Origin of the sequence: Gallibacterium genomosp. 1 (genome assembly GCF_001678575.1) — a bacterium.
In the GTDB taxonomy this organism is placed as follows: Bacteria; Pseudomonadota; Gammaproteobacteria; order Enterobacterales; family Pasteurellaceae; genus Gallibacterium.
In genome coordinates this window covers 1-13257 of the sequence record NZ_JTJP01000062.1, presented here as the reverse complement: position 1 = coordinate 13257, position 13257 = coordinate 1, and the positions used below count along the sequence as shown (strand labels likewise).

Here is a 13257-nt window from a genome sequence, read left to right as displayed (position 1 = left end):
AAATAAAAAAGAAGCTGAAAAGTTTATTTATACATTATTAGATAATCATAGAAATAAAGTTTTTTCTATACAATATTTTGCTAAATTTCCATTCAAAGTGTATCAACCAAATAATTTTAGATATTCACAACAGAAAAAATTATTAGAACAACAACCTTTAGATTATGAACTTCTATTGTTAAGACAAGATCTAATTAGAAGATTATTTGATGTTGCTATTACTTTCAGATTAACACAGCTAAAAGAAGTATGGGCTATGTTAATTTCTAAAGAAAAAGCATTAAATAAAAGGTTATATAAACTTAGAAATAATTTAACGACAATTCCAGTGGATGAAAATCAGGCAATAGATAAAGAGTATTTGTTAAAAATAAATAATGATAAAAACTTTTCTTTATCTCAAGAGAAATTATGGCGAGACTTTTTTCAAACAAAACTTAATGAAACAATATATTTATTGAATGAACTACAATGAAAAGAAAAAATAGTATTATTAAGATATTGAAATTGGTATTTGCAATTAATCTATTATTAACAATTTTAATTGGTAGTGTAAGCTTGTTTTCTTGGTATAAACAAAGTGAACAGATTAATTATATCTTTGATGATTTATATCCAAAAACAAAAGCAACATTGAGATTAGAAGGAAGTGTTAATTTGTTTGTAGATAATTTAAGGAAATTTATTTCATTAAAAAATAATTTAAATAGACCTATTCTATTAAAACAATTAAATAATCATATTGTTGATATAGAAATAGAGATTTATAATTTATTAGATGGTGTAGATAAAGATGTTTTTTTAAAATCTATTTTAGAACTTAAAAAATTAATTATAAAAATAGATGAGAATATTCAAAATGGATTTTTAATTGAGCAAAAAAAGCAAGAAATTATTACAAAAATTCAATGGTTACACGATGATTTTAATAATGAATTAGTCGCTTTGGGGCAAGAATTGAGTTGGCAACAAATGAATGTAATAAAATTAGATAAAATGGAGAAAGAGAGAGTTTCTGTAAATCTACAAAATGAATTACAGGCAATCTCTCAATTGAAAAGTATTGAGGAACAACTAAAATATGAAATAGAGCAATTTATTTATAATATAAATATGGGAAATGGATTAGATGATTATCTTAGATTAAAAGATATAGTGGAGAGAATAGGAAATAATGAAGACATTTATTTAGAAAAAACGAGCCTTGTTACATTATATCAAACAATTAGAATGCTTATGGAAGTGGTATATTCTGAAGATGAATTGTCTAAATTAGTTGGTATGATTAATCAATATCATATTGCTGTAAAAGAAATTAATGCATCACAAAAAAATATAATTTATTCAATAAGTAAAATTACTAATGATGTATTTAATGCAACAAAAAATAAGTTTGATTACTTAAATAATGATTTAAAAGTAAAGATTAAAATTATCGGGATTATTATATCTATATCATTAATTACTTCCATATTACTTATGGCTTTATTTACCTATTTTTATTTGCATAAAAGTTTAAGTGTTAGATTTAAGAATTTAATTAATGTTGTAGAGTTATTGAATGAAGGTAAGGATGAATTAGATATAAAGTTAGATGGAAAGGATGAGATAACAGAAATCAATTTTCTTTTAAAGAATTATACTAAAGTGCTGAAAGAGAAAAATAAAATATCACAGAATTTAAAACAAACACAAAATGAATTAATTCAAACTGCTAAATTAGCAATTGTGGGTAAAACAATGACAACACTAGCGCATGAAATTAATCAGCCCTTAAATGTGTTGTCGATTTATATTTTTAGTTTAAAAAAGCTGATAGAGAAAAGATCATATGAGCATTTTTCCAGTTATGTTAATAAAATTGAAAGTCAGATAAATAGAATTAACAGAATAATTAAAGGGTTAAGACAATTTGCTCGTAATAATACAAATAGTAATATGCAATTATTTGCAATAAAACCTATAGTTTTTGATGCTTGGGAACTCATTGAAATTCAGTATAAACTAAAACAGTCAAAATTAATAATACAGGGTGATGCCAAAGTTTTTGTAGATAAAGGTTTATTAGAACAAGTCTTTGTTAATTTATTTTCAAATGCTTTTGAAGCCTGTAATGATATGGTAGAAGTTAAGGTGGAGATATTGAACAAAGATCAAAACATTCAGGTTTTTGTGAGTGACAATGGTATAGGGTGGCCTGAGGAAGATTCAGAAAATTTATTATCTCCTTTCTATACTAATAAAGAAATTGGTCTAGGTCTTGGTTTAACAATTTGTCAAAGAATTATGAAACAGTTTAATGGGAATTTAATATTAGCCTCTAATTTAGCAAGAGGAGCAGTTGTTATTTTAGAATTTAATAATACTATTGGAAAATAGGTATGAGTATAAAAAAAGAAACTATTTTATTAATTGATGATGATTTTGATGTGTTGCAGGCCTATCAAACGTTATTAGAGTTAGAAGGCTATGATATTATAGCCACTTCTAATCCAGAATACGCATTAACGTTAATTAATTCTGATTGGTTTGGTATTGTAATTAGCGATATTTATATGCCTCAAATGTCAGGATGGACATTATTAGAAAAAGTTAGAGAAAAAGATAAGGATGTTCCGGTTATCTTAATTACCGGACACGGTGATGTGCCTATGGCAATAGAGGCTGTAAAGAAAGGAGCATTTTATTTTATAGAGAAACCAGTTGATCCTCAGAGTTTATTAAATCAAGTTTCAGAAGCAATTAATTTAAGGAAAAAACAGCTATTAAGTAAAGAATGGCAGATTCAGCAATTAGAAACTCATTTTATTGGCAAGAGTAATTATATAAAGAAACTTAGGTCGCAATTACAACAATTATCAGAAACATCATTGCCTATTTTTATTTATGGTGAAATAGGAACAGGTCGTTCTTTGGCTGCTCATTATTTATATGAATTAGCGAAGTCTAAATTTGAAAATGAAATTGTTATTGAATTAGTTGAATTTTGTGATGTGGATAACTTTAAAAAATATTTTGATGAAAAAGAAAATAAATTTTATATTATAAAAAATATCGAATATTTAACAAGTTTATCTCAAAAATTTTTGTTTCAGTTTATAAAAAATAATAATAATTCTAGAGTTGTTGCAATAAGCCAATATTCTATAAAAACATTATTGTCGGAATTTAATATAGAATTATTTTATTATTTCTCTCTAACTCAAATAGAATGTATTCCATTATCACAACGTAAGTCTGATATAGAACCGTTATTCCATCATTATTTGACATTAATCTGTCAGAAATTGAATAAACGTAAACCTATTATTACATCGGAATTAATTAAAAGATTACTTTCTCAACAATGGGTGGGAAATATTAATCAGTTAATCTATACAGCAGAGTTGTATGCTGTTGGAATAACAGCAAATAATGATCATTTAGATTTTTCAAGTTATGAGGAAAATGAAATATCTTTAGATAGTTTAATTGAAGAATATGAAAAGAAAATTATTATAGATACCCTGAATCAATTTCAGGGTAAGGTGAATATCGTTGCTGATTATTTGCAGATACCAAGAAAGAAACTTTATCTTAGAATGAAAAAATATGGCTTAAGCAAGCAAGATTATAAAAGATAAAAACCAAACTAAATCTAGTTTGGTTTTATCGTTATGATCGCTTTAAAATGCTTCTACTAATTGTATTGCAGCACCGATATAGGTTGCAGGTGTGAGTTGTTTTAAACGAGCCTTTTCTTCTTCAGGAATGGCTAAACCATCAATGAATTGTTGCATTGTTTGTTGATCCACACGTTTGCCACGAGTCAATTCTTTTAGTTTTTCGTATGGTTTTTCAATGCCGTAACGGCGCATAACAGTTTGGATCGGTTCTGCTAATACTTCCCAGTTCTGATTGAGTTCAGCCAATAAATGAGCTTCATTCACTTCCAATTTACTGATACCTTTGAGAGTGGATGCGTAAGCGATAGCACAATAACCTAATCCTACGCCGAGGTTGCGTAATACAGTAGAATCGGTGAGATCACGTTGCCAACGAGAAATGGGTAATTTTTGTGCCAGATGTGTCATTAATGCATTCGCTATGCCAAGATTTCCTTCTGAATTTTCAAAATCAATTGGGTTGACTTTATGTGGCATAGTTGAAGATCCAATTTCGCCGGCAATAGTTTTTTGTTTGAAGTGGTTTAAGGCAATATAACCCCAAAGATCACGGTTGAAATCAATGATAATCGTGTTGAAACGAACAATACAATCAAAAATTTCGGCGATATAATCGTGCGGTTCGATTTGAGTAGTATACGGGTTCCAGTCAATACCTAAACTTTGTACAAATTGTTGGCTAAATAAGTGCCAATCTATATTCGGATAGGCAGACAGATGGGCATTATAATTACCGACGGCTCCGTTAATTTTTCCTAAAATTTCTGCTTTTTGCAGTTGTTGGTATTGACGTTGTAAGCGGTATGCCACATTTACCATTTCTTTTCCGACTGTTGTTGGGGATGCTGGTTGTCCGTGAGTACGGGAAAGTAAAGGGATTGTTTTATAGGTTTCGGCTAATTTACTGATTTCATTGATTAATTTTTTCCATTCCGGAAGAATAAATTCTTCTCTGGCAGTTTTTAACATTAAGGCGTGAGAAAGATTGTTAATGTCTTCCGAAGTACAGGCGAAGTGAATAAATTCGCTGATTGCTGCGAGTTCAGGTAAGGCTTGGCATTTTTCTTTTAAGAAATATTCAACCGCTTTCACATCGTGATTTGTGGTTGCCTCGATCTCTTTAATGCGTTGTGCATCTTGTACGTCAAAATTGGCAATAATATCGTTTAAGTAATCGATTGCTTTTTTTGATAAAAGGGGAACTTCCTGAATTGCTGTGGTTTCAGCTAATTTTTGTAACCAGCGAACTTCAACGGTTACTCTGAATCGTAATAAACCATATTCGCTAAAGATTGGACGTAGTGCATCAGTTTTGCTTTGGTAACGTCCATCAAGCGGGGAAAGTGCGGTTAAAGCATTGAATTGCATTGAATCACTCCGTTATTTAAAGGGATGAATAGAGTTGTTGGGCGGCTTGTACCAGCTTCTTCCTGAAAAAGAGCAATTTCCATTTTGAACCACCGACCTGCCGCCATAATACAGCAGAGCGGATACCAGCCAGTAAGCAAGCTCGGATTTGATTTTGGATATCCGGTTGTTGCAAATAAGTCGGTAACCCTTTTACTTGAATCTTGGCGCCTAACGGGCTGATAAGATCGGTATAAATACCGGCTAACACCGCCAACATTGAGCTTTCAGTCAATCCATCGTGGAATGTGAGTTGAGTCGGCAAATATTTTACCCTTTCGGCAAGTTGTTGCTTGTTATCGGCATTATCATTGAGTTTATGTTCCAATGCCAACAAACTGAGCCAGTAACGGCTTAATTCAGCATCTAACCGCCCTTGTTGATTATTAAGCTGTTCAAGTAGTGTGGTTAAACCTAACTTCAGGTTTTCCAGTTTACCGCCATAGATATCGAGGATTTCTTTTGGCTGTGTCACTAGTAATGTTTGTAAACTAACTAACAGCTCCTGTTCATTGGTTTGTCCTTGGTGAGTGAGTTGTTGAACTAATTTTGCTGATTGGCAAACGCCTGCCAGTGCAAGTGCTAAATCCGCATAATTGACCATAACAGCGAGAAACCTTTACTCGTTAATTGATAAATATGATGGAAAACAGGAGGCAAAATATATCATTGTTCGTTATTTTTTGAAAGTTATCAATTTGCCTTGATTTGATAAAAATTAAAGGCTGTTACAAAATGAATTGTAACAGCCTTTTGGAATTTGGCTCCTCCTGCTGGACTTGAACCAGCGACATATGGATTAACAGTCCACCGTTCTACCGACTGAACTAAGGAGGAATAGTGGTGCCCAGAGGCGGAATCGAACCACCGACACGGGGATTTTCAATCCCCTGCTCTACCGACTGAGCTATCTGGGCAACGTCTTAGTGGTGCGTATTAAACGTTTTTTTGTGTTTCAAGTCAACCACTATTTTGAAAAAATTTTCTTTTTTTCTCACGTTAGCCGTTTTTCTATGCAAAACGTGCAAAATTAATACGCAACAACGTAAAAATTAGCCGATTTTAACGAATAACTCGATAACTTTTTTGCGCTTTATCCACTTTAATTAGGTAATTTCTCGCTTGTGCTGATGGGTGTTTTGTTGTCAATATTCTATAAACTTGTTCAGGTAATAAGCGATTAATCTTATTAACTGCAACATCTTTATCATCATCAAAAATACGTAACACAGCACCGGCACCACCGTTATAAGCGGAAATTACGGCAAAGCGGCGTGAAGTCGGATCGGTAATGCCCACCAGATATTTATTTTGTAGTAGCCATAAATAAGAAACGCCTGCATCGATATTTTTAAATGGATCGAATAGGTATTTCTTAGAAGGTAGTCCGCTTTTCCCTTTCATTCGGAATACATCACGTCCGGCAGTGTGCGGCACCACCTGCATCAAGCCCATTGCGTTGGCATAACTGATCGCATAAGGGTTGAAACTGGATTCTGTTTGCATAATACCGAGAATAAGGCTTTCATCAATGTTGTAATGACGAGCAGCTTTGCGGATAAACGGCAAATATTTTTGCGCACGAATCGCAACGTGGTTGGCAATCATTGGAATCACGACAAATTGCACGATATGTCCGTTGCTTAAACGGCGACTTTGTAGTTTGTTATTAATTAAATAATCAGCAAAATCAGAGGCAACGGTAACATTCGGAATATTGGAACCTTTATGGTCAATAACTTGCCCAAGAAGGAATGGGCGGGAGCTGATAGGTACATCGCCATCAGCAAAAAGGTCGATACCGTTTGCATCTGAACCCATTAATAAAGTATGTACAATGGCATTTTTTAAGCGAGCCAAGCTGGTTTGTGATTCAATGGTAATCACACCTTCATCAAAACTGACGTGGCTACGGGTATAGTATTTGTCAGTATATTTAACGTAATCTTTTCGGCTGGCTACCAATAATTCATTTACTCCCCAAATACGGTCGATATTGTGGGAGAACTGACCGGTTAAGATATCCAATGCACGAGTATCTTTAGCAAAGGCGTCGTCGTAATTAATGCTGTCGCTATCATAAGAAGAACCACAACCGGCTAAAAAAAGTGCCACTGTGGTCATAATAAAATATTGTTTAATCTTCATTTTGGCTTACTTTGAAGGGGGAACATAACCTTCGATATGAACATCTTTACCTTCAAATAAAAAATTTACCATTTCTTTTTCTAGTAATTTGCGATGTTCTGGATTCATCATATTTAGTTTTTTTTCATTTACCAGCATTGTTTGTTTTTTGAGCCATTCTGACCAAGCTTGTTTGCTGATAGAGTTGAAAATACGTTTTCCCAATTCTCCGGGATAGAGTTGGAAATCCAATCCATCGGACTCTTTTTGTAAATATTCACAGAAAACAGTTCTTGCCATAAATATTATTCCTCATTACTTCTTATCATTAAAAATAGCTTTTAACTGTATTAATAAATTTTTCACCGGTGTTGCTAGTCCAATTTTGGCTGGAGAAAAATCGGCTAAATCATACCAATATTCGTTGTTGTTTTGTACTGTTTGACCATATTTTGCTTCCGTTTCCGCAACATTTTTTACTGCTAATGTTGATGTTGAGGTATTTGTTACCACTATCGGGTGAATATCCAAATGGAAATGACTGAAAGTATGGCGAAAGGTGGGCAACCGCTCCAATAATTGCCAATGATGTTGTTGCAATATTTGTTGATATTCCGCTTCAGTTTCCATTTCAGGAAAACAGTATAGACCACCCCATAGACCGTGAGGAGGACGTTGTTGCAGTAAGACTTTTCCCTGTTGGACAAGTAATAAAAAATAACGTTCTCGCACAGGCAAGGTTTTTTTCGGTTTTTTGCCGGGATAATTTGCCCAACTTTGCGCTTTTCCGGCGCTACATTGCTGTTGTAGTGGACATAAACTACATTTCGGTTTGCTACGCGTGCAAACCATTGCACCAATATCCATCATCGCTTGATTAAATTCAGTAACTTGTGTTTTCGGTGTAACTTCAGCACTTAACTTCCATAATTCTGTTTCTACTGACTTCTCGCCCGGCCAGCCGTCAATCGCAAAACAGCGGGATAAAACCCGTTTGACGTTGCCATCTAAAATAGGAAAAGGAGCATCTAAGCAAGATGAGAGAATAGCACCGGCGGTGCTTAAGCCAATACCGGGGAGAGCCAACACTTGTTCAAATTGTGTTGGGAACTTTCCTTGATGTTGATCGCGAATTTGTTGTGCCGCCTTATGTAAATTTCTGGCACGTGCGTAATAGCCTAAACCAGTCCAAAGGTGTAGAACTTCATCTATTGGTGCATTTGCCAATTCAGTAATAGTTGGGAAATGCTGAATAAATTGTTGAAAATAGGGAATTACTGTAGTGACTTGTGTTTGTTGTAACATAATCTCAGACAGCCAAACACCGTAGAGTGATTTATTCTGTTGCCACGGCAACGTTTTTCGTCCATATTTTTGATACCAGTGCAGTACATTTGATGCAAAAGGCGCTACGGGCGTTGATTGGGCTTGCCACATTGGTTATACCTCTTCAAAAATTAAGGAGGCGAGTTTAGCACAAGCAAAATAATTAAAACATCACAAAATTGGTAGATTATCAGGTAAAATAGGGCAGTTTTTCTTAATTATCACTTTATGTATTCCCAAAATTTATGCAACAGAATAATTTAAATGATCTTGCGGAACAAAAACGAAAAGCAGTCAATACCGCAGAATTTACGGAAGATGGACGTTATAAACGTAAAGTTCGTAGCTTTGTATTAAGAACTGGTCGCTTAAGTGATGCCCAAAAAAGAGCAATGAATGATAATTGGTCGGAATTTGGTTTAGAACATCAAGCAGATCAGTTTGATTTTAAAAAGATTTTTGATAATGATCAGCCAGTGATTTTGGAAATTGGTTTCGGAATGGGGAGTTCGTTAGTAGAAATGGCGAAACAAAACCTGAATAATAATTACATCGGCATTGAAGTGCATACGCCCGGAATAGGTGCTTGCATCGCTTATGCGCTTGAACAGCAGGTTCGTAATTTGCGAGTGATTTGCCACGATGCTATCGAAATTTTACAGGATAATATTCCGGATCAAAGTTTGTCTGGTTTGCAGCTGTTTTTCCCTGATCCGTGGCATAAAGCTAAACATCATAAACGTCGCATTGTACAACCGCAATTTCTTAAGTTGGTGATGCAAAAATTGAAAACCGGCGGTTTTATTCATATGGCGACCGATTGGGAAAATTATGCAGAACAGATGTTAGATGTTTTGAGTCAAGAAGAGGAGCTAACAAATACATCTGCAACAAATGATTTCATTCCGCGTCCGGATTTTCGCCCTTTAACCAAATTTGAACAACGTGGGCATCGGCTTGGTCACGGAGTTTGGGATCTCTATTTTGTTAAGAGATAAATTTTTTAGTTGAATGATTAAAAACCAGTAACTGAGGAGAAAATATGGCGTATCAACGTAATCGCAGACAGCGTAAAAAAATGCACATTGCAGAATTCCAAGAATTGGGATTTTTAGTAAATTGGCAATTTGCAGAAAATACTTCCGTTGAGGAGATTGATCAAACAGTAGATCGCTTTATCAATGAAGTGATTAAACCTAACGGTCTTGCTTACGAAGGCAGCGGCTACTTACATTGGGAAGGCTTGGTTTGTTTGGAAAAAATCGGCAAATGTGATGAAAGCCAACGTCAACTTGTTAAATCTTGGTTGGAAAATAACGGATTGCAACAAGTGGAAGTAAGTGAGTTATTTGATATTTGGTGGGATTTCCCAGTTAAAGCTTAATTTTTACTGTAATTTTTTGATTGTGCAACAAGCTACGTTGCACAATTTTTTTACGGTTAAACATTATTTACCGAATACCATTCGTCTAGTTTCTGTGCCAATTTATCCACACCTAATCGACTTTGTGATGAAAATATCTCAACTTGAATATCGCTTTGAAATGGTAAAATCGCTTCACGCACCATTCTAACCTGTTTACTGCGTTCACTTTGGCTGACTTTATCCGCTTTAGTTAGCAGCAGGAGAATTGGCAAATTGGCACTGACCGCCCATTCAATCATCTGTTGATCGAGATCTTTCAATGGATGACGAATATCCATTAAAATCACCACGCCGCCTAAACATTGGCGTTGTTGCAAATATTCACCTAAGGATTTTTGCCATTGCAATTTCACCTTTTCCGGCACGGCGGCGTATCCATAACCGGGCAAATCAATAATTTTGCAACTTTCGCTCACTTCAAAAAGATTGATTAATTGCGTACGTCCGGGAGTTTTTGAAGTTTTCGCTAAATTTTTTTGGTTTGCTAATGTATTTAATGCAGTGGATTTACCTGCATTGGAGCGCCCTGCAAAGGCAACTTCAACGCCGGCATCGGCTGGAAGTTGTCGAATATTAGCGGCACTCATTACAAAGTGCGTTTTATGGTAATTGAGTTTGAACGTTGTCATTGTCATTATCCTTTTTTAAATCGAATTGTTTCACCTTGCTCACCGTAACGGTTGGCTTGTGCTTGCCCGACAAATACGCCCCATTCCATCAGTAGCATAGCGAATATAAAAATCGGAAACAGTTGCCCTAATAATAATTTCATAAAACCTTGGCTATAAGGCGCAATCAAAAAACAGCCTATCGGCGCTAGGAGAATTGCCAGTGCTTTGGCGGAGCGACCGCGGTCGTGCAAGCGTTTCACGATAATCGCCAGCCAACAGTATGTGATCAATAATAATGGCAATAATGCGAAAATTGCACCGCTTTGCTGCTGAAACAGCAATGAAACCGGCAGTAAATTGGCAACCAATAATAAGAAAGCGGCACAAATACCGCTGCCAATCCAGAACCCTTGTCGATTCAATCTGCCGTTAAATGTGAAAAAAGCTTGGGTAAAATACATAAATTTGCGCTTAAAAAGAGCTTATTTTGAGATTTTGTCGCCATTATACAAGAAAAGCGTCAAAAATGTTAAAAATCGCTGACTACGGTAAAAAAAGAGATGCTGTTTTTGTTGAGTGAGAAAATCTTAATTGTGATCAAGTTCACATCATTTTTTACAAGACAAATTTTCAAAATCGTTTTAATATTAGCGCGGTTTTTGATTTCTATCTTTGAAAATTAACTTAAATGTGAGGAAAAACAAATGGCAAAAATCGTTAAAATTCTTGGCCGTGAAATTATTGATTCTCGTGGTAATCCTACTGTTGAAGCAGAAGTGCATTTAGAAGGTGGTTTCGTAGGACTTGCAGCTGCTCCGTCAGGTGCATCCACAGGTTCACGTGAAGCATTGGAATTACGTGATGGCGATAAATCACGTTATTTAGGTAAAGGTGTGTTAAAAGCGGTTTCAAACATCAATGATGTTATTGCTCCGGCTTTGTTAGGTAAAGATGCGACTCAGCAAGCTGAAATTGATCAAATTATGATTGATTTAGATGGCACAGACAATAAATCTAAATTGGGTGCGAATGCAATTCTTGCAGTTTCTCTTGCTAATGCAAAAGCGGCGGCAGCATCTAAAGGTTTACCACTTTATGCGTGGATTGCTGAATTAAACGGTACTCCTGGTCAATATTCTATGCCATTACCAATGATGAATATCATCAATGGTGGTGAACACGCAGATAATAACGTTGATATTCAAGAATTTATGATTCAACCGGTTGGGGCAAAAACTTTACGTGAGGCACTTCGTATCGGTTCTGAAGTGTTCCACAACTTAGCGAAAGTATTAAAAGCGAAAGGTTTAAATACTGCAGTTGGTGATGAAGGTGGTTTCGCACCTAACTTGGCTTCTAATGCGGAAGCATTGGCTTGCATTAAAGAAGCTGTGGAAAAAGCAGGTTATGTATTAGGTAAAGATGTTACTTTAGCAATGGACTGTGCATCATCTGAATTCTATAACAAAGAAACCGGTATGTATGAGATGAAAGGTGAAGGCAAATCATTCACTTCTCAAGAGTTCACACACTACCTTGAAAAACTTTGTGAAGAATACCCAATCAAATCTATCGAAGATGGTCAGGATGAATCAGACTGGGAAGGCTTCAAATACCAAACAGAAGTTCTTGGTGACAAAATCCAACTTGTTGGTGATGACTTATTCGTAACTAACACTAAGATCCTTAAAGAAGGAATCGAAAAAGGTATCGCTAACTCAATCTTGATCAAATTCAACCAAATCGGTTCATTAACTGAAACTTTAAATGCGATTCGTATGGCGAAAGAAGCCGGTTACACTGCGGTAATCTCTCACCGTTCAGGTGAAACCGAAGATGCAACTATTGCAGATTTAGCAGTTGGTACAGCAGCAGGTCAAATCAAAACCGGTTCAATGAGCCGTTCAGACCGTATTGCAAAATATAACCAATTAATCCGTATTGAAGAAGCATTAGGCGATAAGGCACCGTTCTTAGGATTAAAAGCGGTTAAAGGTCAGGCTTAATTTCTGATTCTGAATTATGAATGACGAAACTGCACCCTAAAAGGTGCAGTTTTTTATTGGGATAAGCAGAATAACTGCGGTTAATGATCAGGGAATTCGATAAGTATGAGATTTAAGCAAAAAAACGAAAATCTGCCGTTTCTGATTAAATCTCGTTGACATCAATTCAGCGCGCCATTAATATTAGTAGCGTTTCACATCAATTGTGGGGATATAGCTCAGTTGGGAGAGCGTTTGAATGGCATTCAAAAGGTCGTCGGTTCGATCCCGATTATCTCCACCAAACAAATAAATCACACTAACCCACCATAACTCACAAACCCAATAATACCAAGACTTGAAAGCACTTTTTATCAATCAGATTAAATCACCATAACCCAAGATTTTAGTAACACATTTAGTAACACGGAATTATAATAGCTCAATAGCGTGTTACTAAAATTTAGATAAATCCATATATAACAATGATTTATATAATATCGTGATTTAGTAACACGGAATGATAGACTTTGAATTGTGTTACTAAAACTTGATTAATCTTAAATATGGCAAGGCTAACAACACCACTAACCAATACACAAATTGAGAAAGCTAAACCATCCGAGAAAGAATATAACTTAGCAGATGGGAAAGGTCTTTATTTACGTATAAAGCCAACGGGTTTTGATCTGACCCCGAAAAGTTGGACT

General features: G+C 35.0%; 12 protein-coding genes, 3 tRNA genes and 1 pseudogene. 7 read left to right on the top strand and 9 right to left on the bottom strand.

What is annotated here, in order from left to right; all coding sequences use genetic code 11:
- From QV04_RS11700 to QV04_RS10360, 3 genes and pseudogenes are all read left to right on the top strand, one after another.
- Positions 1 to 475, top strand: a pseudogene (locus QV04_RS11700) (ABC transporter substrate-binding protein); the annotation flags it as partial.
- Positions 472 to 2379 carry an ATP-binding protein gene (locus QV04_RS10365; RefSeq protein ID WP_065230751.1) on the top strand — a complete coding sequence of 636 codons (1908 nt, stop codon included), beginning with the start codon at positions 472 to 474 and terminating at the stop codon, positions 2377 to 2379. The pseudogene QV04_RS11700 and the gene QV04_RS10365, both read left to right, overlap by 4 nt.
- Before the next feature lie 2 nt (positions 2380 to 2381).
- Entirely contained in the window at positions 2382 to 3623 is a 1242-nt protein-coding gene (locus tag QV04_RS10360) for a sigma-54-dependent transcriptional regulator (RefSeq protein ID WP_065233440.1), read from the top strand.
- Positions 3624 to 3665: 42 nt separating this feature from the next.
- Here the strand turns inward: QV04_RS10360 and purB are convergent, their stop codons facing one another.
- The 7 genes from purB to mutY form a co-directional block, all read right to left on the bottom strand.
- Positions 3666 to 5033, bottom strand: a complete 1368-nt coding sequence (gene purB, locus QV04_RS10355; RefSeq protein WP_065230749.1) for an adenylosuccinate lyase — start codon at positions 5031 to 5033, stop codon at positions 3666 to 3668.
- Between the two features lie 16 nt (positions 5034 to 5049).
- Complete coding sequence (hflD, locus tag QV04_RS10350) at positions 5050 to 5676, bottom strand: high frequency lysogenization protein HflD (RefSeq protein WP_065233439.1); 627 nt, start codon at positions 5674 to 5676, stop codon at positions 5050 to 5052.
- Positions 5677 to 5833: 157 nt separating this feature from the next.
- Positions 5834 to 5909 (bottom strand) — tRNA-Asn (locus QV04_RS10345).
- A gap of 4 nt (positions 5910 to 5913) precedes the next feature.
- A tRNA-Phe gene (locus tag QV04_RS10340) sits at positions 5914 to 5989 on the bottom strand.
- A 145-nt stretch (positions 5990 to 6134) separates the two neighbouring features.
- Entirely contained in the window at positions 6135 to 7220 is a 1086-nt protein-coding gene (gene mltC, locus QV04_RS10335) for a membrane-bound lytic murein transglycosylase MltC (RefSeq protein WP_082985603.1), read from the bottom strand.
- A 6-nt stretch (positions 7221 to 7226) separates the two neighbouring features.
- The gene (locus tag QV04_RS10330) at positions 7227 to 7499 is read right to left on the bottom strand and encodes an oxidative damage protection protein (RefSeq protein ID WP_039134835.1); all 273 of its coding nucleotides are present in this window, start codon (positions 7497 to 7499) and stop codon (positions 7227 to 7229) included.
- Positions 7500 to 7514: 15 nt separating this feature from the next.
- Positions 7515 to 8636 carry an A/G-specific adenine glycosylase gene (mutY, locus tag QV04_RS10325; protein WP_065230747.1) on the bottom strand — a complete coding sequence of 374 codons (1122 nt, stop codon included), beginning with the start codon at positions 8634 to 8636 and terminating at the stop codon, positions 7515 to 7517.
- 134 nt (positions 8637 to 8770) lie between these two features.
- Between mutY and trmB the strand changes: the two genes are divergently transcribed.
- Both trmB and QV04_RS10315 read left to right on the top strand, forming a co-directional pair.
- On the top strand, positions 8771 to 9523 hold the full coding sequence (trmB, locus tag QV04_RS10320) for a tRNA (guanosine(46)-N7)-methyltransferase TrmB (protein ID WP_065230746.1): 753 nt from the start codon (positions 8771 to 8773) through the stop codon (positions 9521 to 9523).
- A gap of 44 nt (positions 9524 to 9567) precedes the next feature.
- Positions 9568 to 9909, top strand: coding sequence for a YggL family protein (locus tag QV04_RS10315; protein ID WP_065230745.1), 342 nt, complete (start codon positions 9568 to 9570; stop codon positions 9907 to 9909).
- A 56-nt stretch (positions 9910 to 9965) separates the two neighbouring features.
- Here QV04_RS10315 and yihA read toward each other — a convergent pair whose 3' ends face one another.
- Entirely contained in the window at positions 9966 to 10580 is a 615-nt protein-coding gene (gene yihA / locus QV04_RS10310; protein ID WP_065230744.1) for a ribosome biogenesis GTP-binding protein YihA/YsxC, read from the bottom strand.
- Between the two features lie 5 nt (positions 10581 to 10585).
- Entirely contained in the window at positions 10586 to 11023 is a 438-nt protein-coding gene (locus QV04_RS10305) for a DUF805 domain-containing protein (protein WP_021461802.1), read from the bottom strand.
- Between the two features lie 243 nt (positions 11024 to 11266).
- On the opposite strand from QV04_RS10305, the gene eno reads away from it, so the two are divergent.
- Together eno and QV04_RS10295 are read left to right on the top strand one after the other, a co-directional pair.
- Positions 11267 to 12568 carry a phosphopyruvate hydratase gene (gene eno, locus QV04_RS10300; RefSeq protein WP_039090697.1) on the top strand — a complete coding sequence of 434 codons (1302 nt, stop codon included), beginning with the start codon at positions 11267 to 11269 and terminating at the stop codon, positions 12566 to 12568.
- A gap of 207 nt (positions 12569 to 12775) precedes the next feature.
- Positions 12776 to 12851, top strand: a tRNA-Ala gene (locus QV04_RS10295).
- The last annotated feature ends 406 nt before the right edge of the window (positions 12852 to 13257 follow it).

Excerpts from the sequence above, each read along its gene's own strand:
- QV04_RS10365 (WP_065230751.1), top strand. The coding sequence starts at position 472 with ATGAAAAGAAAAAATAGTATTATTAAGATATTGAAATTGGTATTTGCA.
- QV04_RS10360 (WP_065233440.1), top strand. The coding sequence starts at position 2,382 with ATGAGTATAAAAAAAGAAACTATTTTATTAATTGATGATGATTTTGAT.
- purB (WP_065230749.1), bottom strand. The coding sequence starts at position 5,033 with ATGCAATTCAATGCTTTAACCGCACTTTCCCCGCTTGATGGACGTTAC.
- hflD (WP_065233439.1), bottom strand. The coding sequence starts at position 5,676 with ATGGTCAATTATGCGGATTTAGCACTTGCACTGGCAGGCGTTTGCCAA.
- mltC (WP_082985603.1), bottom strand. The coding sequence starts at position 7,220 with ATGAAGATTAAACAATATTTTATTATGACCACAGTGGCACTTTTTTTA.
- QV04_RS10330 (WP_039134835.1), bottom strand. The coding sequence starts at position 7,499 with ATGGCAAGAACTGTTTTCTGTGAATATTTACAAAAAGAGTCCGATGGA.
- mutY (WP_065230747.1), bottom strand. The coding sequence starts at position 8,636 with ATGTGGCAAGCCCAATCAACGCCCGTAGCGCCTTTTGCATCAAATGTA.
- trmB (WP_065230746.1), top strand. The coding sequence starts at position 8,771 with ATGCAACAGAATAATTTAAATGATCTTGCGGAACAAAAACGAAAAGCA.
- QV04_RS10315 (WP_065230745.1), top strand. The coding sequence starts at position 9,568 with ATGGCGTATCAACGTAATCGCAGACAGCGTAAAAAAATGCACATTGCA.
- yihA (WP_065230744.1), bottom strand. The coding sequence starts at position 10,580 with ATGACAACGTTCAAACTCAATTACCATAAAACGCACTTTGTAATGAGT.
- QV04_RS10305 (WP_021461802.1), bottom strand. The coding sequence starts at position 11,023 with ATGTATTTTACCCAAGCTTTTTTCACATTTAACGGCAGATTGAATCGA.
- eno (WP_039090697.1), top strand. The coding sequence starts at position 11,267 with ATGGCAAAAATCGTTAAAATTCTTGGCCGTGAAATTATTGATTCTCGT.